Source organism: Janthinobacterium sp. 78 (assembly GCF_003096775.1).
Classification (GTDB): domain Bacteria; phylum Pseudomonadota; class Gammaproteobacteria; order Burkholderiales; family Burkholderiaceae_D; genus Janthinobacterium; species Janthinobacterium tructae.
Genome location: NZ_QENT01000001.1, coordinates 4,420,058 through 4,442,089, shown reverse-complemented (window position 1 = coordinate 4,442,089; position 22,032 = coordinate 4,420,058). Strand labels below are relative to the sequence as shown.

Genomic DNA, 22,032 nt, shown 5'->3' with positions numbered 1-22,032 from the left:
TGACGCGGGAGTAGCTCAGTTGGTAGAGCGCAACCTTGCCAAGGTTGAGGTCGAGAGTTCGAGCCTCTTCTCCCGCTCCAGTTTTCTGGATCGTGTCATAGGTAAAAACAGCAGATGCAGTAAAAAGTAGTACTGGCGATGTAGTAGAGCTTCTGATACAATGTTGTCCACTGCGGGAGTAGCTCAGTTGGTAGAGCGCAACCTTGCCAAGGTTGAGGTCGAGAGTTCGAGACTCTTCTCCCGCTCCAGTGAAGACTGGATCAGCAGTAAAGCAGCACTGGTAAACGGTAGCAAAAAGCAGTAAAATAGCGGTTCGTATGCGGGAGTAGCTCAGTTGGTAGAGCGCAACCTTGCCAAGGTTGAGGTCGAGAGTTCGAGACTCTTCTCCCGCTCCAGCGCAAGCTGGAAGCAGTACAGCAAGATGGCAGTAGCAGAAAATAGAAGCTCCAATGCGGGAGTAGCTCAGTTGGTAGAGCGCAACCTTGCCAAGGTTGAGGTCGAGAGTTCGAGACTCTTCTCCCGCTCCAGAATTCTAAAGGGAAGCTAAGCTGGCTTCCTTTTTTTATCCGCTGCAAAGCAGTCATGCAGCGTGATCAGGCGGTAAACAAGCTCCAATGCGGGAGTAGCTCAGTTGGTAGAGCGCAACCTTGCCAAGGTTGAGGTCGAGAGTTCGAGACTCTTCTCCCGCTCCAGTTTTCAAGGTGTGCCGGAAGGCCACTCAAGCAGTTCCTCTGGCGAGGTAGCAAAGAGGTTATGCAGCGGCCTGCAAAGCCGTTTAGACGGGTTCGATTCCCGTCCTCGCCTCCAGATGAAAAAAATAGCCCACTTTCGAGTGGGCTATTTTTTTGTCCGTGCATTTGCCTGACTTTTGCTGTCAGTGTCTTCCCAGCGCCGTCTGGACGGCCTGACCACCGTCATCCATGGTCGAATTTTGGCACAACATTTATGCCCACAAATTATGATTATGGACAAAAATTGTCAATCGATCATTTCGGCGAATACGCGCTGCCATTATCGGCAGCGCTCGTTGGAGTTCAAGCGCGCGTTGGTGGCGTTGTCGCTCGAACCGGGCATCTCGGTCGCTCGCATCGCGCGCGAACACGGCGTCAACGTCAACCAGGTATTCAGCTGGCGCAGCCTCTATCAACAAGGACGCCTCGGCGTGCCTGCGTTGATGCGCGACGATGGCCTTTTGCCGGTGGTGCTGGCGCGCACTGCGCCGGCGCCGGGCAACGCCACCATCGATGTGGGCGGGACGATCATGCTTGAGCTGGGCCAAGTCCGCGTGCGCAGCGAAGGCCAGTCCGACGCGACCGCGCTGGTGTAGGTGCTCGATCGAGTGCTGCGATGATCGGCCGGCCGGAATCCACATCGTCAGGTGCCGCTTTTGGTCTGACATGAGTTCGGTAAAGCCGTAGCAGACAGCGTCTTCGGCGAAGTCGGGCGGTACGAGGGGATATCTGTCTTTGTCTCCGGCAACTCAGGCCGGGTGAAACTCTTGCCGCCGAAGTGAAGAATTTCGCCACCCAACAGACTGCACTGGGCTGTTTTCTGCCTCATCGTGACAAATATGAACTTCGCACCCGGCATATCGACCATACTCTTTAGTGATCCTTGGTAGCACGTGGTGCGCCTCCATGAACTTGTCGCTGCATCAGAACTTTAGCCGCCGCGAGCGCATCGTTCACCTTTGCCACTACATCCGGAGTGACGCCCGTGCCCTCCCAGTTTGCATGGGTAATTGAGTTGATCGGGCGCTTGCTTGGGATAAAGATAGCAAAATGCTCGCTGAGACGATATGGGCGCGAAGCGTTGGCGCCGCCCCAAGTGCGCTCCCCGATCACCTTGGCGCGTTTCAGCGCCTGCATTTGGTACGCGAATGATTCGGCTGCAGACTTCGTATCGGGGCCTGCCAAGATGAAGACCGGTTTCTTGCCCCCATAGCGTTTGCCGTCGAGCTTATCCTGCGTCCAATACTGCGTGGTGATACCGGTCGCACGTTCCCATATGTCGTTGAGGCGGGTGCGCCCGTCAACAAGATAGCTGATCAGTAGCGCCACTGAGTCTTCCCCGCCACCGCCGTTGTTGCGCAGATCGATGATGAGGCCATCGGTGTTAGCGACTTTATTCATCGCTGCGGCGAACTTGTCGGATACGAGGAAAACCGGTCCGAATGAGGAAATCTCCAGGTAGCCGATATTGGGACTAAGGTGATCCACCTTTTCCACGCCAAGGTTTGATGCAAGAACCCTTTCAAGCACGGCAGGCGGCACTAGTTTTTCCCATTCCTCCCGCGTCTGTGGTGGCGGCATTGCATCATCGGGCGGCACCGGATGAGCACTGACATCGATGAACACATGCTTGTCGTGCATAACGCCATCAATGTCATCGAATAGCTGTTTGGCGAGTTGTTGACCGTCCGTGACCCTATCGTACTTGCCCTCGCGCTGATGCTGGCGCAAGACAAGCTCGACTTGTTTGGCTTTGTCTGGAAAAACGTAGTGGGCATTGAGCTTGGCAATCAGCGTATCGATGACCTCCAACCGGACTGCCGGATTGACCTCCACTGTCGGCGCCACCGGGGGGGTAGCTGCGATTGCCCCTGTCACGGTCAGCAATAACAAAGCCAGGGAGACTATCCATTTATTTTTCATAATTGTCCTTTTTTAATATATTTAAATGATTTACTGCGAACTGAACCAACAAATCCGCCGTCGTCACGCAGGCGGCCAATCGGCAGGGAGGCTTTAAGATCCCTGCTACATCTGGCGGAACTGCTTGGCAAATCCCTCACTAACGGTCAAGCGCTCGGTCCGGCCTTTCAGGATGACCTCCAGCCCAGGGCCGCTGCGCACCCCGGATTCAATGCGTTCAATCCGGTCAATGGCCTGTAGATTGACGACGGCACTGCGGTGGATTTGCGTGAACAACTGCGGGTCAAGTTGATCGAGCAGGGCCTTGAGAGGCAAGCGAATCAGCGAATCGCCGTTGTCCGTCACCACCCGCGTGTACTTTTCGTTTGACTGGAAGTACAGCACTTCGCTCACCATCACCAGCCGCACCGAATTGCCGCTTGAGGCCTTGATCCACTTGAGGTACACCGGTACGCTCTCCTGTTCAAAGAGCTGTTCCCACACGGTCGGCGGCGGGCTTGCGGCCGTGCGCGACTTCAGACGACGGATCGTCTGCAGCAGGCGTGAGGTGGTCACCGGCTTGACCAGATAGTCGGACGCGCCGGCATCGAAAGCGGCCAAGGCATAGTCCGCATACGCCGTAACGAACACTACCTGGCACGACTCGGGAATATGGCGCGCCACCTCCATGCCGTTCAGGCCGGGCATCTGTATGTCCAGGAATACGATGTCCGGTTTCAGCATGTCGATGCTTGCCACCGCGTCGATGCCGTTTTCGACCTGGCCGGCGATTTGCAGTTCGGGCCACAAGGCATGCAGCTGGTCCACCAGCTCCGCCCTTAGCAGAGGCTCGTCCTCGACAATCAGAGCGCTTGGCATCAGGCGTGGCTCCCGACAATAGGCACCGTCAACACTGCGCATACGCCTTGTCCGTCGCCTGGCTCCACAAAAAGGCTAGCCTTCCGCCCATATAGCAGCAGCAAGCGTTCTGTAATATTCGCCAACCCCGTTCCTTGCCCGGCTTGTTCGGTCAAGCCGACCCCGTCGTCGACAACAGACACGCTCAGCAGCCCGTCCGTGCTGTCGCTTTCGTGCCTTGCACTGATGGTAATCAGGCCCGGTCGGCTGGCCCGCTCCAAACCGTGTTTGACGGCGTTCTCCGCAAGCGAGATCAGCATCGCCGGCGGGAATGGCAGGCTGCGCAATTCCTCGGCCACTTCGACAGCGTAGCGTAGGCGCGTGCCCATGCGGATGCGCATCACCGCCAGGTAGTCGCTAACAAGATCCATTTCTCGTCCCAGGGTCGAGGACACCGAGCGCATATCGGGCATCGCGTTTTGCAGGTAGCCGACCAGATGGTCGAGCATCTCTTGCGCGGCCATCTGGTCGGTGCGGATCAGATACTTGAGATTTGCCAGGGTATTGAACAGGAAGTGCGGCTCTACCTGGGCCTGCAAGGCTGAAAGGCGTGCCTGCAGAGAGGTGCGTTCCAGCTCGCGCTCACGCCGAGCCGCATTTAGCGCGCTTGCATGGCGCGCGAGGTGCTGGTGCAGTTGGGTAGACACCAGTTCGGCAGTCTTTAGCGACTCACCCTGCTGGATCGCGAACCAGGCCAGGCCCGGTCGGCAGCGCAGCTCAATGTCGCAACTGGGGCCCAAATCGGACGATATTCTCACCTCGACATGGCGCCCCAGCGCCAACGGGCGCCAGCGACCCAGCACGATCCGGCCCTTGAAAGGGTCGTGAAAAAACGCAGGCGGACCGGAGTAGCCAAGTGCCGTGCCGAGCGCCAGCCCTGACAGGGATTCGGTGCACAGGTCAAAGGTGGTGTAGGGATTGAACGGCGCATGGATGTGACGCGTAACCAAGGAAGCCATCGCCTCGACACTCAGCGCCTTGCCCTCTTCGCCCAGCCGCGCTAGAAAACCGCGTGCGATCCCATTCGACATCAGCGCGAGCCAGAGCATCACCGCCGCTACAACTCCGCTGACAATGTACGGAGTCAGCTTGCGGGTCTCCATTTCGCCCGGCGCGGCCGGGGCGTGGTTCAGCCAGAGCGGCAGCAGCGCGATCGCCAGCGACAGGAACAAGAGTGAACCGGCGTTTAAGCGCAGCGCCGACTGCAGCAAGTAGCGGCGCACAAGGTGGCGGTCGTGCTTGACTTCCGATACGGGAGGCGCGTTGAATGGCAAAAATGGGGGAGAACTCATTAAATTCCTTGTGTTTAACTCGCCCACCATTCTAGCGGCACGGATGCCCGTGTCCTCTCCCATGCGACGAATGCCTGCAAATCGCGGAGGAAACCGGCGCTGGCGGGATGGACGCCGCTGATAGAGTCGCAGCCCGGACTTAGCGATTTAGAAGGACATATGCATGAACCCAGATGGGTGGAGCGGCGCAACAGGGATACCTGCGTCGAATTGTTGGATGATGGCCTCCCACCGCTGGGAAGCGGCGAGTTGTTCAGGCAGGGGCCAACTGCCCGGCGCAATGCCAGGGAAGTAACTCGTCAACACGATGGACGGGATGATCGGCGATGGGGGCTAGCACATGGCGCAACCAAGCTTCGGGATCGACCCTGTTGGGTTTGGCCGTACCGATCAGCGAGTAGATGGCGGCGGCACGATCACCGCCCGGGTCAGCACCCGCAAACAAATAGTTGCGGCGGCCAATAGCAACGCCACGCAGGGCACGCTCGGCGGCGGAGTTGTCGATGTCGATGGCGCCATCATCGCAGTAGCGTGTCAGTGCCGGCCATAGATTGGGCGAGTACAGGATGGCTGCCGAGGTTCCAGGTCCACGCCCTCGCGTGCATAGATCGCGCTCTGGCGGTAGCGCGGCAAGTGGTCGGCGAATTTCTCCACCAGGACATGTGCCAGCAAACCGGTGCAGGGCCGACGCTTATCTTTTGCCGGCTGCGCATCTTGTATAATGCCGGCAAGCTCAGCCGCGCCGCACGGCGCCGTGATGAAACTTCCCCTTTCCGCCGTACCGACGTAGTCACTGACGACTTTTCTGCTCCGATCAAGCTCAGCGCAGCTTTTCTGTGACGCCCGCTGGCATGGCTGCGCCTGATGATTGCCCATCAGGCCGGCATTTTCCTGTTCCGACTTTGGATACGCATCAATGATCAACACAACTTTTCGGGATGAGTGGTTCCCGAACCTGCAAAAAAACATCCTGGCGGGCCTGACCACCTCGTTTGCCCTGGTGCCCGAATGCATCGCCTTCGCCCTGGTGGCGCAGTTGAATCCCCTGATGGGCCTGTATGGCGCCTTCATCATTTGCGCAATGACGGCGATCTTTGGCGGGCGCCCCGGCATGATTTCGGGCGCGGCCGGGTCCATGGCCGTCGTCATCGTGGCGCTGGTGGCCCAGCATGGCGTGCAATATCTGCTGGCTACCGTGGTGCTCAGCGGCATCCTGATGGCGCTGTTCGGCATCTTGCGTCTCGGTAAACTGATCCGCATGGTGCCCTACCCGGTGATGCTGGGCTTTGTGAATGGCCTGGCCATTGTCATCGCCATGGCGCAACTGGAACACTTTCGCCAGGCCACGCCGCAGCGCGAAACCTGGCTGCAAGGCACGCCCTTGCTTGTGATGGGTGCGCTGGTGGCGCTGACCATGGCCATCGTCTACGTGCTGCCGCGCATCACGAAGGCCGTGCCGCCCGCGCTGGTGGCCATCCTGGGCGTGGGCCTGCTCAGCCATTTTCTGCACTTGCCCACGCGCACTCTGGGCGACCTCGCGCATATCGCCGGCGGCTTGCCGGCCCTGCATTGGCCCACCGTGCCGCTGGATATGGCGACCTTGCACATCATTTTTCCGTATGCGGCGCTGATGGCCATGGTGGGCTTGCTGGAAACCTTGCTCACTTTCAATCTCACCGATGAGATGACGGAAACGCGGGGCCAGCCCAACCGCGAATGCATCGCCCTCGGTGCCTCGAATGTCGTGTCGGGTCTGTTTGGCGGCATGGGCGGCTGCGCCATGATCGGGCAGACCATGATCAACCTGAGTTCGGGCGGCCGTTCGCGCCTGTCGGGCGTGACGGCTGGCGTGATGATTTTATTGTTCATCCTGTTCCTGTCGCCCTTGATCGAGCGCATCCCGCTGGCCGCCCTGGTGGGCGTGATGTTCGTCGTGGCGCAGCAGACGTTTGCCTGGGGTTCCTTGCGCGTGCTGGGCAAGGTGCCGCCGCAGGATGCGCTGGTGATCGTCGCCGTGACGGTCATCACGGTGTTCACGGACCTGGCGACGGCCGTGCTGTGCGGCATCGTCATCGCCGCCTTGAATTTTGCCTGGCAACATGCACGCGACATGCGTGCCGACATTGATGACAGCAGCCCTGGCATGCGCGTGTACCTGCCGCACGGCACCCTGTTTTTCGCCTCGGTCACGCATTTCCAGGAACTGTTCCAGTTGGCGTCGGACCCGGCCCGCGTCATCCTCGATTGCCGGCACCTGCACATGGCCGATCACTCGGCCATCGCCGCCATCGAAGCCCTGTATGAACGCTACGACAAGGCCGGCAAGCACCTGCAGGTGACGCAGTTGTCCGCTCGCAATGAGGCCTTGCTGCAGCGGGCCGGGGTGGATGTGAGCGTGGCGTAAAATAGGGGATTGTTGAATGCCTGTGGAGTGTGAATGCTGTCGAACGAACAAGAGCAATTATTGCAACAAAGCCAAACGGCTTTTGACGCCTACTATGACGCGCTGGGCGCCTCGCTGGTGAGCTTCGTCGAGCGCCTGGGCATCCAGCCGGCGCACGAAGTGTTGACCAACGCGGCCGAATATCTGCCGTACATCGATGCGGCCATGCGCAACATCGTCATCCGCGACGAGAGCTGGCAGTGGGTGAAAACCATGCTTGGCTACTTTATCGGCGAATACTTCGTGCAGGGCCATGCCGGCTGCTGGTATGTGGAAACGCGGGCCGAATCGCCGCATTTCTGCCGCACCATGGTGGGCGGCTTCGAGCATGGCTTGCCGCTGGATGCGGCCATCGATCCGGAGGTGCTGGCGCTGGAATTTCTGGGGCAATCCGTGCCGCGTGAGCTGGCGAAACTTATTGAAGAGGCGCAAGCCAGGCTGGCTTGAGGCGCGCATGAAAGGTGGAGAAATGGATGCAGAGTTGAATCTGGCTGAAATCCTGTACGACACGGGCGAGTTGCGTTTCCGCTATACGCGCATGCTGTCTGCGGACGGCACGCGCTGGATACGCCATGGCCTGTTTTGCGAATACCATCGCAACGGTACGGTCATTTCGGAGGGGCATTACGTGCAGGGACGTGAAAACGGCCTGTGGCGCGACTTCTATGAAACGGGCGCGCCGGCCGCCGAAGGGCACTATCTGGATGGCGCCGAAACGGGCGACTGGCGCTATTGGGATGCGTCCGGAAATAGCGCGGTGCGCGCCTAGGCGCGGATGGATGCAGGACCCAGCCGCCTGGCAATGCGTGACAGTGACTGCCACGCATTGATCGTCACACTTTAAAACTCTTCCCACTCGCCTTCGGCCGGCGCCGGCGCCTTGCCGCTCTTGCGCGTCACGGGCAGGCGCAGGGCAGGGGCCGAGGCTTTGCGGGCAGGCGTGGCCGGGGTTGCTGGTGCTGCCGGGGCGTTGCGCTGTGCCGCTTTCATGCTGAAACGGTCGGTCGCCGCCGCATTCGCGTCCAGGCGGAACACGCTGACCACCTGCGCCAGTTCGCTCGCCTGCTCCTGCATCGCTTCGGCTGCGGCCGAGGCTTCTTCCACCAGGGCTGCATTTTGCTGGGTCACCTGGTCCATTTCGGAAATGGCCTGGTTGACTTGCTCGATGCCGGCGCTCTGCTCTTCGCTGGCGTTGCTGATCTCGCTCATGATGGAGGTGACGAAGCCGATGCTTTGCACGATTTCTTCCATCGTCTTGCCGGCCTTGTCGACCAGATCCGTGCCCACGTCGACCTTTTGCACGGAGTCGTCGATCAGTCCCTTGATTTCTTTCGCCGCCGCTGCCGAGCGCTGCGCCAGGTTGCGCACTTCCGTGGCGACCACGGCAAAGCCGCGGCCCTGTTCACCGGCGCGTGCCGCTTCCACAGCCGCGTTCAGGGCCAGGATGTTGGTCTGGAAGGCGATGCCGTCGATGACGGAAATGATGTCGACGATTTTCTTCGACGAGGTATTGATCTCGCCCATGGTGGCCACCACTTCAGCCACCACCGCGCCGCCGCGGCTGGCGATGCCGGCGGCGTCGCCGGCCAGTTTATTTGCCTGGCGCGCATTGTCCGCATTCTGCTTCACGGTACTGGTCAATTCTTCCATCGACGACGCGGTTTCTTCCAGCGAGCTGGCTTGCTGTTCCGTGCGCGACGACAGGTCCTGGTTGCCGGCGGCAATTTCTGCCGATGCCGTGGCGATGGTGTCGGTGCCGCTGCGTACCTGGCCGACGATGCCGACCAGGCTGTCGTTCATGGTTTTCAGTGCATGCATCAGCTGGCCCGTTTCATCGCGGCCTTGCACCGTGATGATACTGCTCAGGTCGCCTGCTGCCACGGTTTCCGCCACTTTCACGGCATCGCGGATGGGGCCGGTGATCGAGCGCGTGATCCACCAGGCGAAACCGATGCCCATCAGTACGGCCAGCACGCCCATGGTGATCAGGAAGATACGGGTGCTGCTGTAGGCTTCGATGATGCTGGCGCCGACGCCGTCGGCGGCCTTGATCTGCATGCCGGCAAAATGCTTCACTTCGGCCAGATAGGCCACGGTGATCGGCGCGACTTCCTTGTCGAACACTTCCTTGGCGCCCGCCACGTCGCCGTCGGCCTTCATCTTGAAGGCGCGCGCGCGCGTCGTCACGTAGTCGGTGCGCACCTTGCGCACGACCTTGAACTGCTCGATCACGGCCGGGTTGCGCAGCGAGGCGATGATGTCGTCCTGCAGCTTGCTGGAACGCTCGGCATCGACTTTCAAGTCTTGCTCGATCTTGGCGCGCACGACGGGATCGGGGATTTCAAACGAGGCGACGCCGCGCACGCTGTTGAGTTCAATGATCTTCGACCATTCGGCCACCATGCGTTGGTTCTTGATGCTGGTATTGATGAGGCGGTAGGTCAGGTCGCTGGCCGTTTGCATGCGCACCAGGGCGGTGATGGTCAAGGCGGCAAGCAACAGCAATACGACAGCAAAGCCGACGCCAAGGCGGCTGCCGATGTTCAGGTTTTTCATGTAAGTCCTAACAATGTAATAGTCATGATCGCCGCCGCCAGCAGGGGCGGACAGGCGCCGCAAGGCGCAGGGGATCGGGGTCTTCGGGTGCCGCGTGATGGCTGTGCGGCGCGCCACGCTGAGCGTGGCGATGGAGGTAAAGCAAGGGGCACGTCGGTCAGGCTGACCGCTGTCCAGCAAGCCGCAAGTATAGCATTGACGCAGAGAAATAGTTTTTCAAGGCAATTTTAATTGCCTTTTGATATCTATTTCCTGTTGTGTTTTTACGTCAAGTACCTAGTCCATAAGTACTATCACTTACATTTCGCCTTACTTTTCGCCGTGCTGGCTGATAAAATACTAATGATAATCATTCGTATTAAAACATCGACCAGGGAATTGTATGCAGCAACAGCGCAAGCCAGGATGTAAACCGATTACGCTCGCCGTACTGGGCGCCCTGACCTTTGGCGCCACGCCATTGGCGGCCTGGGCACAGGAAAGCTTGCCCGCCGTTACCGTGACGGCATCGAAGGACAAGGATGGCTATGTCGCCGCCACGTCCGCCAGCGGTACCAAGACGGAAATGGCCCTGCGCGACGTGCCGCAGACGATCAATGTGGTGCCGGCCGCCGTCATCCGCGACCAGAACGCCATGTCGATCCAGGACATCATGAAGAACATCCCCGGTGTGGGCTTGTCCACGGGTGACGGCCAGCGCGACCAGGTGTTCATCCGCGGCTTCACGGCCATCGGCGACCAGTTCGTCGACGGCTTCCGCGATGACGCGCTGTATTTCCGCGACCTGTCGAACGTGGAGCGGCTGGAAGTGATCAAGGGACCGGCCGCCGTGCTGTACGGCCGCGGTTCCTCGGGCGGCCTGGTGAACCGCATCACCAAAAAACCGGGCGTGGATATCACGGACGTGGCCCTGAGCCTGACGAATACAAAAGGGCGTCGCGGCGAAGTCGACGTGGGCCGCGTCGGCGAGACGGTGGACTGGCGCGTCACGGGCGCGCGCGAAGTGTCGGACAGCTACCGCGAGCTGCAATTCATCAACCGCACGGCGCTGGCGCCATCGGTGGCCATCCGCCTCTCTGGCGCCACCAAATTGCTGCTGCAGGGCGATTACCTGGAAGACCGCCGCCTGACGGACTTCGGCATCCCGTCCTGGCATGGCCGCGCTATGGCTGTCGATGCGAGTACTTACTACGGTGCCGCCAACGCCCGCGATGCGGACTTCAGCCAGTCGCGCGTGGTCTCCACGGCCGCGACGCTGACGCACAAGTTCAGCGACAGCTTGTCGCTACGTAATGCCTTCCGCTATTACGACTACCACCTGGACCGCAACAACACGAATATTTCCGGCAACGTCAACGAAGTCAATGGCACGATGAAGCTGGGCCACGCCAAGCTGAACCGCGACGAGAGCGGCTGGTTCAACCAGACGGAACTGACGCAAAAGCTGGTCACGGGTACCTTGCGCCATGAAGTGCTGTACGGTGCCGAGTTCGGCAAGCAAAACAAGGATGCGTCGAACTGGGCCTCGACCGTGGTGGCGCCGAATGTGTCGATCTTCAATCCTGTCCTGCCCGTCGTCGACCGCAGCAAGCTGGGCGCGCGCAGCGATACCTTCGGTACCTACGACACGGCCGCCGCCTACGTGCAGGATGCCATTGCTTTCAGCGACGAGTGGAAGGCGCTGGCTGGCTTGCGCTATGACCGCTATAAGCAGCAGTCGCGCCTGGCCAATGCGCTTGGTGTGACGACGGCAGACCTGTCGCGCACGGATGCGGCGTTCAGCCCCCGCGCCGGCCTCGTCTGGCAACCGAGTGCCGTGCAATCGTACTACGCCTCGTGGAGCCGTTCCTTCCAGCCCAGCGGCGAGAACTTCGCCCTGGCCGCGAATAACGCCGAGCTGGCGCCGGAAACCACGCGCAACACGGAAGTGGGCGCCAAGTATGACCTGTGGGGCGGCCGCGCGAATGCCACCGTGTCGCTGTTCCGCCTGGAGCGCGACAACATCAAGACCAGCGATCCGATCACGAACCGCATCGTGCCCGTCGGCACGCAGCGCACGGACGGCCTGGAACTGACCTTCAACGCGGACTTGCACGATGGCTGGAAAATGATGGCCGGCTACGCTTGGCTGGACGCCACGATCACCGATTCCATCGCCGTCGACAAGAGCGTCAATGTGCCGGGCGGCATCATCGCCAGAGAAGTGCCGGTCAAAGGCAAGCGCGCCACCTTGACCGCGCGCAACATGGCCAATCTGTGGCTGACGAAAGACCTGGGCCACGGCTTCACCGTGGGCGGCGGCGCGAATGCCGTCGGCAGCCGTTTTGCCAATGCCGGCAACACGGTGGTCTTGCCCGGCTATGTGACGGCCGACGCCATGGCCGCGTACCGCACGGGCCGCTATGAAGTGCAGCTGAACGTCAACAATATCGGCGACACGCGCTACATCGTCTCGGGCCACGGTTCCAGCCCGAACCTGAGCTTGCCGGGCGCGCCGCGCAACGTGGCGCTGACCTTGCGCTACAGCCTGTAAGTTAGCATGTAAGTTCGGCCGCTTCCTCAAAACCCGCTCGCGAGCGGGTTTTTTCATGGGGAGCTGGGTCGGGCAGACCGGCATTGTTTAGAGGAACTGCTCAGTACTGATCAAATAATGTTGACTATGTGCAATTTTCTCCGGCGGACTGAGCCTTGACGGGGTTTGAGGGGTAAAATACTGTCATACGGCACAGGCATGGTGCTTATATCTTGGCGATATGACACCACCACGACGTTGTATGACTTTTTATTTACTCACATCATAGAGGCCTGAATATGGTTCAGATGTCCAGGCGCCAGTTCCTTCGGGTAACTGGCGCGACCATTGCTGGTTCCAGCCTCGCCCTGCTCGGTTTCGCACCGGGCCAGGCGATGGCGGAAGTGCGGCAATACAAGCTGTCTCGCACCACCGAGACACGCAATACCTGTCCTTACTGTTCGGTAGGATGTGGCGTCCTGCTGTATGGTCTGGGCGACGGCGCGAAAAATGCCGTTTCCAGCATCATCCACGTGGAAGGCGATGCCGATCACCCGGTGAACCGCGGCACCTTGTGCCCGAAGGGCGCCAGTCTGGTCGACTTCATCCACAGCCCGAACCGCCTGAAAGTGCCCGAATACCGCGCCCCGGGCGGCACGGAATGGCAACCGATCTCCTGGGACGTGGCGCTCGACAAGATCGCGCGCCTGATGAAGGATGACCGCGATGCCAACCTGATCGAAAAGAATGCCGACGGCAAGACCGTCAACCGCTGGCTCTCCACCGGCATGCTGGCCGCGTCCGCCGGCAGCAACGAGGTCGGTTATCTGACCCACAAGACAGTGCGCAGCATGGGGATGCTGACCTTTGATAATCAGGCGCGTGTATGACACGGACCGACGGTGGCAGGTCTTGCCCCGACGTTTGGCCGTGGCGCGATGACGAATCATTGGGTCGATATCAAGAATGCCGATGTGATTTTGGTCATGGGCGGCAATGCAGCAGAAGCACATCCTTGCGGATTCAAATGGGTTACGGAAGCGAAGGCGCATAACAAGGCCAAGCTGATCGTTGTCGATCCGCGTTTTACCCGTACCGCATCCGTGGCAGATTACTACTGCGCCACGCGTACCGGCACGGACATCGTCTTCCTCGGCGCGATCATCAATTATCTGCTGACGAACGACAAGATCCAGCATGAGTACGTGCGCAACTACACGGACATGCCTTTCATCGTGCGCGAAGACTATGCGTTCGAAGATGGCCTGTTTTCGGGTTTCGACAAAGAAAAAGGCAAGTACACCAACAAGGCCACCTGGGATTACGAGATCGGCGACGACGGCTATGCCAAGGTCGACCCGACCCTGGAACACCCGCGCTGCGTCTACCAGATGATGAAGAAGCACTACGCACGTTACACGACCGAGATGGTCGAACGGACGTGCGGCGTGTCGCCCGACAAGTTCCACAAGGTGGCCGAAGCCCTGGCGTCGACCGCCGTGCCGGGACGCGCCGGCACCATCTTGTACGCACTGGGCTGGACGCACCACTCGACGGGCGCGCAAACCATCCGCACGGGCGCCATGGTGCAGTTGCTGTTGGGTAATATGGGTATCGCGGGCGGCGGCATGAACGCCTTGCGCGGCCACTCGAATATCCAGGGCTTGACCGATCTGGGCCTGATGTCGAACCTGTTGCCAGGTTATATGACGCTGCCGAACGAAGCCGAGCAGGACTTCGATGCGTATATCGGCGCGCGCGCCACCAAGCCGCTGCGGCCAAACCAGCTCAGCTACTGGAGCAATTACCGCAAGTTCCACGTCAGCTTCATGAAGACGTGGTGGGGTGATTTCGCCACGGCCGAGAACAATTACGCGTTCGACTACCTGCCGAAACTCGACAAGCCGTATGACTTGATGCAAGCCATCGAGAACATGCACCAAGGCAAGATGACGGGCTATATCTGCCAGGGCTTCAACGTGCTGGCGTCCGCGCCGAACAAGCAGAAGGTCACGGAAGCGCTGGCTAAGCTGAAGTTCCTCGTCATCATGGACCCGCTGGCCGTGGAAACGGGCGAATTCTGGAAGCCGCATGGCCAATACCACGAAGTCGATCCCACCAAGATCATGACGGAAGTGTTCCGCTTGCCGACCAGCTGCTTCGCCGAAGAGCGCGGTTCGCTGGTGAGTTCCTCGCGCGTGCTGCAGTGGCACTGGCAGGCGGCCGAACCGCCGGGCCAGGCGCGCAGCGACCTCGAGATCATGTCGGGCCTGTTCTTGCGCATGCGTAGCATGTACCAGAAAGAGGGCGGCAAGTTCCCCGATCCTATTCTCAACCTGACGTGGAATTATGCGCAGCCGCATAACCCGCAGCCGGAAGAAATCGCCCGCGAATTCAACGGCAAGGCGCTGGTTGACTTGTACGATCTGAAGGATCCGACCAAGCTGCTGGTGAAAAAGGGTGAACAGCTGGCGTCGTTTGCGCAATTGCGCGACGATGGCACGACCACCAGCGGTTGCTGGATCTTCGCCGGCAGCTGGACGCAGGCGGGCAACCAGATGGGACGGCGCGACAATAGCGACCCGACGGGCATCGGCCAGACGCTGGGCTGGGCCTGGGCATGGCCGGCCAACCGCCGCGTGCTATACAACCGCGCTTCGTGCGACTTGAAGGGCAAGCCTTTCGACCCGACGCGCAAGTTGATCGAGTGGAATGGCACCAATTGGAGCGGGGCCGATATTCCCGACTTCAAGGTCGACGAACCGCCGGAAAACGGCATGGGTCCGTTCATCATGCTGGGCGAGGGCGTGGCGCGTTTCTTTGCGCGCGGCGCCATGGCCGAAGGACCATTCCCCGAGCATTACGAGCCGTTCGAAAATCCGCTGGGCTACAACCCCATGCATCCGAAAAACCCGCTAGCGACCAGCAATCCGGCCGCGCGCGTGTTCGCCGATGACCGGAAATTGTTCGGCACGCACGAGGAATATCCGCATGTGGCGACCAGCTACCGCCTGACCGAGCATTTCCATTACTGGACCAAGCATGCGCGCCTGAACGCCATCATCCAGCCGCAGCAATTCGTTGAAATCGGCGAAGAGCTGGCCAAGAGCATCGGCGTCGTCGCCGGCGGTGAAGTGCGCGTCAGTTCCAAACGGGGGCATATCATCGCCAAGGCCGTGGTCACCAAGCGCATCAAGGCCTTGATGATCGAGGGCAAGCAGGTGCATACCGTCGGCCTGCCGCTGCACTGGGGCTTTACGGGTGTGGCCAAGCCGGGGTATCTGATCAATACCCTGACACCGGGCGTGGGGGATGCGAATTCGCAAACGCCGGAATTCAAGTCCTTCCTCGTGAAGGTGGAAAAAGCATGATGGGAGCTCAATAATGGCACTGCAATCCTTAGATATCCGGCGCCTGTCGGCTACCACGGTGACGCCGCCGCAAGCGCGCAGCCCGGTGACGGGCACCGTGGCCAAGCTGATCGATGTGTCGAAATGCATCGGCTGCAAGGCTTGCCAGACGGCGTGCATGGAATGGAACGACTTGCGCGATGAAGTCGGCGAAAACCATGGCACCTATGACAATCCGACGGACTTGACGCCGGAATCGTGGACGGTGATGCGTTTTGCCGAACACGAAGACAACGACGGCAACCTCGAGTGGCTGATCCGCAAGGATGGCTGCATGCACTGCGAGGATCCGGGCTGTCTGAAAGCCTGTCCGGCGCCGGGCGCCATCGTGCAATACACGAACGGCATCGTCGATTTCCACCAGGAAAACTGCATCGGTTGCGGCTACTGCGTGGCTGGCTGTCCTTTCGACGTGCCCCGCATTTCGAAAAAGGACGACCGCGCCTACAAGTGCACGCTCTGCTCGGACCGCGTCGCCGTGGGCCAGGAACCGGCCTGCGTGAAAACCTGCCCGACGGGCGCCATCCTCTTCGGCACCAAGGAAGACATGAAGGTGCATGCGGAAGAGCGCATCGTCGACCTGAAGTCGCGCGGTTTCGAGAATGCGGGCCTGTACGATCCGCTGGGCGTGGGCGGTACGCACGTGATGTACGTGCTGCACCATGCCGACAAGCCGAAGCTGTATTCGAACTTGCCGGAACGTCCGCGCATCAGCCCGATGGTGGGCTTCTGGAAGGGTTGGTCCAAGCCGCTGGCAGTAGCCGGCATGGCTGTCACGGCGCTGGCAGGCCTGTTCCATTACACGCGTGTCGGTCCGAACGAAGTGAGCAAGGACGAAGAGCACGAAGCATTGGAAGAGGCCAAGCGCATCCGGGAGGAACAGCATGAAGCATAGTGAACATCACGATGGCAAGCTGCGCGACAAGGATGGCAATCCCTTGATCGAACGCTACAACCCGAACGAGCGCACGAATCACTGGGTCACCGCCATCACCTTCGTCATGCTGGCCCTGTCCGGCCTGGCCATGTTCCATCCTTCGATGGCGTGGCTGGCGAACCTGTTCGGCGGCGGGCAATGGACGCGCATCTTGCATCCGTTTGCCGGCCTGGTGATGTTTGTCTCGTTCGCGATCCTGGTGCTGCGCTTCTGGCACCACAACAAGTTCGAGGACGGCGACAAGCAGTGGCTCAAGCAAATGGACGACGTGCTCCACAACCGCGAGGAAAAGCTTCCGAAGATCGGCAAATACAATGCCGGCCAGAAGATCCTGTTCTTCGTGTTGCTGGTCAGCATGGTCGGCTTGCTGCTGTCGGGCATCGTGATCTGGCGCGCGTATTTCGCGTTCTACTTCCCGATCGACGTGGTGCGCTTTGCCGCCTTGTTGCATGCCGGTTGCGCCTTCGCCATCATCTGCGCCATCATCGTGCATATCTATGCGGCGCTGTGGGTCAAGGGCTCGATCGGCGCCATGGTGCGCGGCACCGTCACCTACGGCTGGGCGCGCAAGCACCATCCGAAGTGGTTTGAGGCTGTCATTCGCAATACGAAGGACTAAGGCTCTTCGTAATCGTAATTAAACCCAACTGCAACTGCTGGGGTCAGACCCGAAGGGACTGACCCCTTTCTTTGCGGCTTGCCGCGACCGTATCGATTAAAATACTTTTACATCCCCTTTTTTGATGGGAAAACTCCATTGGTACAACGCATTCTTCAGCCAGGCGAAATCGAAGGCCTGGACCACAACGCGATTCCGCGCCTGCTGCTGCCGCAGCCTGACAGCTTGTTCAAGGCGCGCGCCTTGCGCTTGCGCGAACTGGCGCAAGGCAATATCAAGGGCATCCCCGTCGACGCGGGCATGCAGGGTTACCTGGTGCTGATGGCCGCGCTGGCCGACGCGCAGGCTGCCGTGGTGGGAAAACTGGCGCCCGGCGCCGTGCCCGCCGCCGACCCCGACGCGCTGCGCCGCGCGATGCAGCACCGCATGCCGGTGCTGCCCGTGAATGGCGCCCGTCCGCCCGTGTGGCGCGCCATCTTTGCCAGCCTGCTCGATGAATTGGCGAGCACGGCGGCCAGCCAGCCGGCATTGTCGGGCGGCCTGACGCAGGTGCTGGCGCAGCTGCGCGCGCTCGACGCGCTAGCGCTGGACGCCTGCGCCGATGCCGTGCTCGATGAAAACGGCGACAACCTCAATCCCATGCACGCGCCGTTCGTCGCCGCCGCGCTGCAAATTTTGTGGTCGGTGTCGGCCAGCGAACTGCGCGCCGCGCGCGTGCCGGACCTGGAAACGGGCACGCTGTGTCCCGTCTGCGGTTCGCACCCCGTCGCCAGCGTGATCCGCATCGGAGGCCAGTCGCAGGGGTATCGCTATCTGCACTGCGGCATTTGCGAAAGCGAATGGCATATGGTGCGCGTGAAGTGCTCGACCTGCGAACAGAATGGCAAGATCGCCTACCAGGGCCTGGACGCGGCCGATGCAAAGCCGTTCGACCCCGTGGCGGCCAAGGACGACAAATTGCCCAACAAGGCGAATGATCCGAAGAAGGTGGCGCGCGCGGAAACCTGCGACGACTGCCATACCTACCGCAAAGTCTTCAACCAGGAACACGATTACAACGTCGAACCGCTGGCCGATGACCTGGCCAGCCTGATGCTCGACTTGCTGGTGGGCGAAGCGGGCTATCAGCGCGCCAGCGGCAATCCGCTGCTGTGGCTGGGTAAAAGCACGGAACAGCCGTCATGACGACGGGGCAAACCGTGCGCCTGCCGTCGGTCGACCGCATCCTGGGCGACGCGGCTTGCCTGGCCCTGATAGCACACTACGGCCGCGTGCAAACCCTGGCCTGCGCGCGCGCCGTGCTGGCCGAACTGCGCACGGCCATGCTGGCGGGCGCAGTGTGCGAAGAGGGCGCATCGATCGCTGCCATCGTCGCGCAAATGGGCGAGCGGCTGCAAGCCCAATCGCGCTCGCAGCTGCGTGCCGTGTTCAACCTGACGGGCACCGTGCTGCACACGAATCTGGGCCGCGCGCTGCTGCCCGACGCGGCCGTGCAAGCGGTGGTGGAAGCGCTGCAGTGGCCGATGAACCTGGAATTCGACCTGGAGACGGGCAAGCGCGGCGACCGCGATGACCTGGTGGAGGAATTGCTGCGCGAACTGACGGGCGCCGAAGCGGCCACCATCGTCAACAACAATGCCGCCGCCGTGCTGCTGATGTTGAATACCCTGGCGCAGAATAAAGAGGTCGTCGTCTCGCGCGGCGAACTGGTGGAAATCGGCGGCGCCTTCCGCATCCCCGACGTGATGACGCGCGCGGGCGCCGTGCTGCGCGAAGTGGGCAGCACCAACCGCACCCACCTGGCCGATTACGCCAATGGCGTGAATGAAGACACGGCCCTCTTGATGAAGGTCCATTGCAGCAATTACGCGATCACCGGTTTCACGAAAAGCGTGGAACTCGACGAACTGGTGCCGCTGGCATCCAAACACGGCGTGCCGACGGCCGTGGACCTGGGCAGCGGCACCCTGGTCGACCTGGCCCAGTATGGCTTGCCGCACGAAACGACGGTGCGCGAAACGATAGCGGCGGGCGCCGACCTGGTCACTTTCAGCGGCGATAAATTGCTGGGCGGCCCGCAGTGCGGCGTCATCGTCGGACGCGCCGATTTGATCGCGAAGATCAAGCGCAACCCCCTGAAACGCGCGCTGCGCGTGGGCAAACTGACCCTGGCGGCATTGGCCCCGGTGCTGCAGCTGTACCGCGCGCCGGACTTGCTGGCCGAACGCCTGACTACCTTGCGTTTGCTGACGCGCCCTACGGCCGCCATGCGCGCGCAGGCGCACACCCTGCTGCCGCTGCTGCAAGGCGCGCTGGGCATGCAATACGTGGTCACGGTCGAAGCCATGCAAAGCCAGATCGGCAGCGGCGCTTTGCCCGTCGACCAGCTGCCCAGCTTTGGCCTGGCCGTGCGCAGCGCCGCGGACTCGCGCCTGAGCAATCCCTTGGGAATGCTGGAGCAGCGCTTGCGCGCCTTGCCGTGCCCCGTGATCGGGCGCATCGGGCAAGACGCTTTGTGGCTCGATCTGCGCTGCCTGGAGGCGGCGCACGAGACGGCCTTCATCGAGCAGCTCGGCGAGTTGTCCGCATGATCGTCGGCACCGCAGGCCATATCGACCATGGCAAGACGACGCTCACGCGCGCGCTGACGGGCGTGCACACGGACCGCCTGAAGGAAGAGCAGGCGCGCGGCATTTCGATAGAACTCGGCTATGCCTACCTGCCGCTGGCGGACGGCACGGTGCTGGGCGTGATCGACGTGCCGGGCCACGAAAAATTCATCCGCACCATGGCGTCCGGCGTGACGGGCATCGACTTTGCCCTGCTGGTGGTGGCGGCCGACGACGGCATCATGCCGCAGACGCACGAGCACCTGGCGATTTTGCAGCTGCTGGGCGTGACGCGCGGCGCCGTGGCGCTGACCAAGATCGACCGCGCCGACGGCGCCCGCGTGGCGCAGGTGGAGGCGGACATCGAGGCGCTGCTGGCCGGCACGCCGCTGGCGGGCAGCCCCATCTTCCCCACGGCCGCCAGCCGCGACAACGATCCCGGCGTGGCGGCCTTGCTGGCGCACCTGACGCAAGTGGCGTGCAGCCTGCCGCAGCGCGACGAGCGGCGCTTGTTCCGCCTCGGCGTGGACCGCGTGTTCACCTTGTCGGGGCAGGGCACCATCGTCACCGGCACGGCGCTGGCGGGACGCGTACAGGTGGGTGACATGCTGCAACTGGCGCCCGGCGGCGCACAAGCGCGCGTGCGCAGCATCCATGCACAGAACCGCGCGGCCGAGACGGGCGTGGCGGGCCAGCGCCTGGCGCTGAACCTGGCCGGCATCGAGCGCGAGCGCATCGAGCGGGGCAACTGGATCGTCGCGCCCGCGCTGGCGCAGTGTTCCGAACGTCTCGACGTGGAACTGACCTTGCTGCCTGACGCCGGCGTGCAATTGAAAGCCTGGTCGCCGCTGCACGTGCACCTGGGCGCGGCGCATCAGCTGGCGCGCGCCGTCATGCTCGATGGCGAAACCCTGTCGCCGGGGCAGACGGGCAGAGTACAACTGGTGTTCGAGTCGCCCATGCACGGCGTGCCGGGCGACCGCTTCGTCGTGCGCAATGCGCAAGCGACGCAGACGGTGGGTGGCGGCATGGTGCTCGACCCGTTCGGCCCCGCGCGCAAGCGCCGCAGCCCGGCCAGGCTGGCCTGGCTGGCTGCGCTGGCGGCCTTTGTCGCACAGGGCGATATTGCTGCCTTGCTGGCGCAAAGTCCGCTGGGGCTGCGCGAATCGCTGCTGGTGCGCCTGTCGCTGCTGCCGGCGAACGCCATCGCGCTGCCGGCCGAGACGCGGCGCATCGCCCTGCGCGGTGGCGACGCCCTGCTGCTGGCGCCACCCGCGTTGCTGGCGCTGGAACAGCGGGTTCTGGCGGCCCTGGCGGTGTTCCACGCGCGCGCACCCGATGAAGCAGGGCCGGAACTGTGGCGCCTGAAGCGCATCGTCGACGCGGAGATGGAAGACGCCTTGTGGAGCCATCTGGTCGAAGGCTTGCTGGCGCGCGGCGAGGTGCTGGCGCGCGGCGCCAGCCTGCATCTGCCGACCCACAGCGTGGAACTGACACCGCAGGAGCAGGCGCTGGCCGAGCCCTTGCTGGCGGCCTTGCTGCAGGGGCGCTTCGAGCCGCCGTGGACGCGCGACCTGGCGCGCGACTTCGGCCTGGCCGAGGACGACACGCGCAGGCTGCTACGTAAACTGGCCAAGGCAGGGCAGATTAGCCAGGTGGTGCACGACCTGTTCTATCACCAGGCGGCGCTGGCCGAGCTGGCGCAACTGGTACGCACTCTGACCGAACAAGCGGAGCTGGACGAGCATCTGGCGCCCGGTTCCGGCGCCGTGGGCGCGGCCGCCTTCCGCGATGCCAGTGGTCTGGGGCGCAAGCGGGCGATCCAGGTCCTGGAATTCTTTGACCGCGTCGGTTATACTCGTCGTGTTGGCAATGGGCATCTATTACGCCCGCAAGCGCTGTGGTCCTATACTGCGGCCTTGCCCAACAGTTAGCTCAGGCACCGCGGAAAGCACACTCATCCGGTGATGTGGCCGGGCTTCAAACCCGGTGGAGGGCGTCAGACGTTCTCCCGTAGGTTCGACTCCTACTGTTTTCCGCCAGATATTCTTCCTTTCCCCTGCATGCTGATCGTCCCGGCGTTGGCCTATTACCACGTTGCGG

At 61.7% G+C, this 22,032-nt stretch carries 16 protein-coding genes, 7 tRNA genes and 1 pseudogene; 18 read left to right on the top strand and 6 right to left on the bottom strand.

Annotated elements, in window-relative coordinates; translation table 11 throughout:
* The first annotated feature begins 4 nt into the window (after positions 1 to 4).
* The 7 genes and pseudogenes from C8C92_RS19500 to C8C92_RS27850 all read left to right on the top strand — a co-directional run.
* Positions 5 to 80 (top strand) — tRNA-Gly (locus tag C8C92_RS19500).
* A 92-nt stretch (positions 81 to 172) separates the two neighbouring features.
* A tRNA-Gly gene (locus C8C92_RS19495) sits at positions 173 to 248 on the top strand.
* A 71-nt stretch (positions 249 to 319) separates the two neighbouring features.
* Positions 320 to 395, top strand: a tRNA-Gly gene (locus C8C92_RS19490).
* A gap of 56 nt (positions 396 to 451) precedes the next feature.
* Positions 452 to 527 (top strand) — tRNA-Gly (locus C8C92_RS19485).
* An 89-nt stretch (positions 528 to 616) separates the two neighbouring features.
* Positions 617 to 692 (top strand) — tRNA-Gly (locus tag C8C92_RS19480).
* 41 nt (positions 693 to 733) lie between these two features.
* A tRNA-Cys gene (locus C8C92_RS19475) sits at positions 734 to 807 on the top strand.
* Positions 808 to 964: 157 nt separating this feature from the next.
* Positions 965 to 1,159 (top strand): annotated as a pseudogene (locus C8C92_RS27850) (transposase); the annotation flags it as partial.
* A 445-nt stretch (positions 1,160 to 1,604) separates the two neighbouring features.
* Here the strand turns inward: C8C92_RS27850 and C8C92_RS19460 are convergent.
* The 5 genes from C8C92_RS19460 to C8C92_RS19440 all read right to left on the bottom strand — a co-directional run bounded on the left by C8C92_RS19460 (position 1,605) and on the right by C8C92_RS19440 (position 5,770).
* Positions 1,605 to 2,654, bottom strand: coding sequence for a S41 family peptidase (locus C8C92_RS19460; protein ID WP_116745002.1), 1,050 nt, complete (start codon positions 2,652 to 2,654; stop codon positions 1,605 to 1,607).
* A gap of 105 nt (positions 2,655 to 2,759) precedes the next feature.
* The gene (locus C8C92_RS19455) at positions 2,760 to 3,512 is read right to left on the bottom strand and encodes a LytTR family DNA-binding domain-containing protein (RefSeq protein WP_116745001.1); all 753 of its coding nucleotides are present in this window, start codon (positions 3,510 to 3,512) and stop codon (positions 2,760 to 2,762) included.
* Complete coding sequence (locus tag C8C92_RS19450; RefSeq protein WP_165829502.1) at positions 3,512 to 4,843, bottom strand: histidine kinase; 1,332 nt, start codon at positions 4,841 to 4,843, stop codon at positions 3,512 to 3,514. Before C8C92_RS19450 ends, C8C92_RS19455 begins: the two co-directional genes overlap by 1 nt.
* A gap of 253 nt (positions 4,844 to 5,096) precedes the next feature.
* The gene (locus C8C92_RS19445; protein ID WP_243420423.1) at positions 5,097 to 5,489 is read right to left on the bottom strand and encodes a transposase domain-containing protein; all 393 of its coding nucleotides are present in this window, start codon (positions 5,487 to 5,489) and stop codon (positions 5,097 to 5,099) included.
* On the bottom strand, positions 5,378 to 5,770 hold the full coding sequence (locus C8C92_RS19440; RefSeq protein ID WP_165829501.1) for a transposase: 393 nt from the start codon (positions 5,768 to 5,770) through the stop codon (positions 5,378 to 5,380). Before C8C92_RS19440 ends, C8C92_RS19445 begins: the two co-directional genes overlap by 112 nt.
* Here C8C92_RS19440 and C8C92_RS19435 point away from each other — a divergent pair.
* Genes C8C92_RS19435 through C8C92_RS19425 form a run of 3 tightly spaced genes read left to right on the top strand, consistent with a single transcriptional unit; the run spans position 5,760 to position 8,055 of the window.
* Entirely contained in the window at positions 5,760 to 7,247 is a 1,488-nt protein-coding gene (locus C8C92_RS19435; RefSeq protein WP_116744999.1) for a SulP family inorganic anion transporter, read from the top strand. The genes C8C92_RS19440 and C8C92_RS19435 overlap by 11 nt on opposite strands.
* A 33-nt stretch (positions 7,248 to 7,280) precedes the next feature.
* On the top strand, positions 7,281 to 7,733 hold the full coding sequence (locus C8C92_RS19430) for a hypothetical protein (RefSeq protein ID WP_116744998.1): 453 nt from the start codon (positions 7,281 to 7,283) through the stop codon (positions 7,731 to 7,733).
* Positions 7,734 to 7,740: 7 nt separating this feature from the next.
* On the top strand, positions 7,741 to 8,055 hold the full coding sequence (locus C8C92_RS19425) for a hypothetical protein (protein WP_243420292.1): 315 nt from the start codon (positions 7,741 to 7,743) through the stop codon (positions 8,053 to 8,055).
* A gap of 71 nt (positions 8,056 to 8,126) precedes the next feature.
* Here the strand turns inward: C8C92_RS19425 and C8C92_RS19420 are convergent, their stop codons facing one another.
* Positions 8,127 to 9,842 carry a methyl-accepting chemotaxis protein gene (locus C8C92_RS19420; protein ID WP_116744996.1) on the bottom strand — a complete coding sequence of 572 codons (1,716 nt, stop codon included), beginning with the start codon at positions 9,840 to 9,842 and terminating at the stop codon, positions 8,127 to 8,129.
* A gap of 382 nt (positions 9,843 to 10,224) precedes the next feature.
* Between C8C92_RS19420 and C8C92_RS19415 the strand changes: the two genes are divergently transcribed.
* The 8 genes from C8C92_RS19415 to C8C92_RS19380 all read left to right on the top strand — a co-directional run bounded on the left by C8C92_RS19415 (position 10,225) and on the right by C8C92_RS19380 (position 21,971).
* Positions 10,225 to 12,375: a TonB-dependent siderophore receptor gene (locus tag C8C92_RS19415; protein WP_116744995.1), complete on the top strand. Its 2,151-nt coding sequence runs from the start codon at positions 10,225 to 10,227 to the stop codon at positions 12,373 to 12,375.
* Positions 12,376 to 12,653: 278 nt separating this feature from the next.
* A complete protein-coding gene (gene fdnG / locus C8C92_RS19410) occupies positions 12,654 to 15,725 on the top strand; it encodes a formate dehydrogenase-N subunit alpha (RefSeq protein ID WP_116744994.1) in 3,072 nt (1,023 codons plus the stop codon).
* Between the two features lie 13 nt (positions 15,726 to 15,738).
* Entirely contained in the window at positions 15,739 to 16,659 is a 921-nt protein-coding gene (gene fdxH, locus C8C92_RS19405; RefSeq protein WP_099763149.1) for a formate dehydrogenase subunit beta, read from the top strand.
* Entirely contained in the window at positions 16,649 to 17,320 is a 672-nt protein-coding gene (locus C8C92_RS19400) for a formate dehydrogenase subunit gamma (protein WP_099763150.1), read from the top strand. Before fdxH ends, C8C92_RS19400 begins: the two co-directional genes overlap by 11 nt.
* A gap of 138 nt (positions 17,321 to 17,458) precedes the next feature.
* On the top strand, positions 17,459 to 18,505 hold the full coding sequence (gene fdhE / locus C8C92_RS19395) for a formate dehydrogenase accessory protein FdhE (protein ID WP_116744993.1): 1,047 nt from the start codon (positions 17,459 to 17,461) through the stop codon (positions 18,503 to 18,505).
* Entirely contained in the window at positions 18,502 to 19,911 is a 1,410-nt protein-coding gene (gene selA, locus C8C92_RS19390; protein WP_116744992.1) for an L-seryl-tRNA(Sec) selenium transferase, read from the top strand. The genes fdhE and selA overlap by 4 nt, the downstream gene beginning before the upstream one ends.
* Positions 19,908 to 21,863, top strand: coding sequence for a selenocysteine-specific translation elongation factor (gene selB / locus C8C92_RS19385; protein WP_116744991.1), 1,956 nt, complete (start codon positions 19,908 to 19,910; stop codon positions 21,861 to 21,863). The genes selA and selB overlap by 4 nt, the downstream gene beginning before the upstream one ends.
* Before the next feature lie 12 nt (positions 21,864 to 21,875).
* Positions 21,876 to 21,971 (top strand) — tRNA-Sec (locus tag C8C92_RS19380).
* Positions 21,972 to 22,032 lie beyond the last annotated feature (61 nt).

What these genes read in the sequence shown, in the direction of transcription:
- C8C92_RS19415 (WP_116744995.1), top strand. Translation starts at nt 10,225, where the DNA reads ATGCAGCAACAGCGCAAGCCAGGATGTAAACCGATTACGCTCGCCGTA.
- fdxH (WP_099763149.1), top strand. Translation starts at nt 15,739, where the DNA reads ATGGCACTGCAATCCTTAGATATCCGGCGCCTGTCGGCTACCACGGTG.
- selA (WP_116744992.1), top strand. Translation starts at nt 18,502, where the DNA reads ATGACGACGGGGCAAACCGTGCGCCTGCCGTCGGTCGACCGCATCCTG.
- C8C92_RS19425 (WP_243420292.1), top strand. Translation starts at nt 7,741, where the DNA reads ATGAAAGGTGGAGAAATGGATGCAGAGTTGAATCTGGCTGAAATCCTG.
- C8C92_RS19450 (WP_165829502.1), bottom strand. Translation starts at nt 4,843, where the DNA reads ATGAGTTCTCCCCCATTTTTGCCATTCAACGCGCCTCCCGTATCGGAA.
- C8C92_RS19460 (WP_116745002.1), bottom strand. Translation starts at nt 2,654, where the DNA reads ATGAAAAATAAATGGATAGTCTCCCTGGCTTTGTTATTGCTGACCGTG.
- C8C92_RS19400 (WP_099763150.1), top strand. Translation starts at nt 16,649, where the DNA reads ATGAAGCATAGTGAACATCACGATGGCAAGCTGCGCGACAAGGATGGC.
- C8C92_RS19435 (WP_116744999.1), top strand. Translation starts at nt 5,760, where the DNA reads ATGATCAACACAACTTTTCGGGATGAGTGGTTCCCGAACCTGCAAAAA.
- C8C92_RS19455 (WP_116745001.1), bottom strand. Translation starts at nt 3,512, where the DNA reads ATGCCAAGCGCTCTGATTGTCGAGGACGAGCCTCTGCTAAGGGCGGAG.
- C8C92_RS19430 (WP_116744998.1), top strand. Translation starts at nt 7,281, where the DNA reads ATGCTGTCGAACGAACAAGAGCAATTATTGCAACAAAGCCAAACGGCT.
- selB (WP_116744991.1), top strand. Translation starts at nt 19,908, where the DNA reads ATGATCGTCGGCACCGCAGGCCATATCGACCATGGCAAGACGACGCTC.
- C8C92_RS19420 (WP_116744996.1), bottom strand. Translation starts at nt 9,842, where the DNA reads ATGAAAAACCTGAACATCGGCAGCCGCCTTGGCGTCGGCTTTGCTGTC.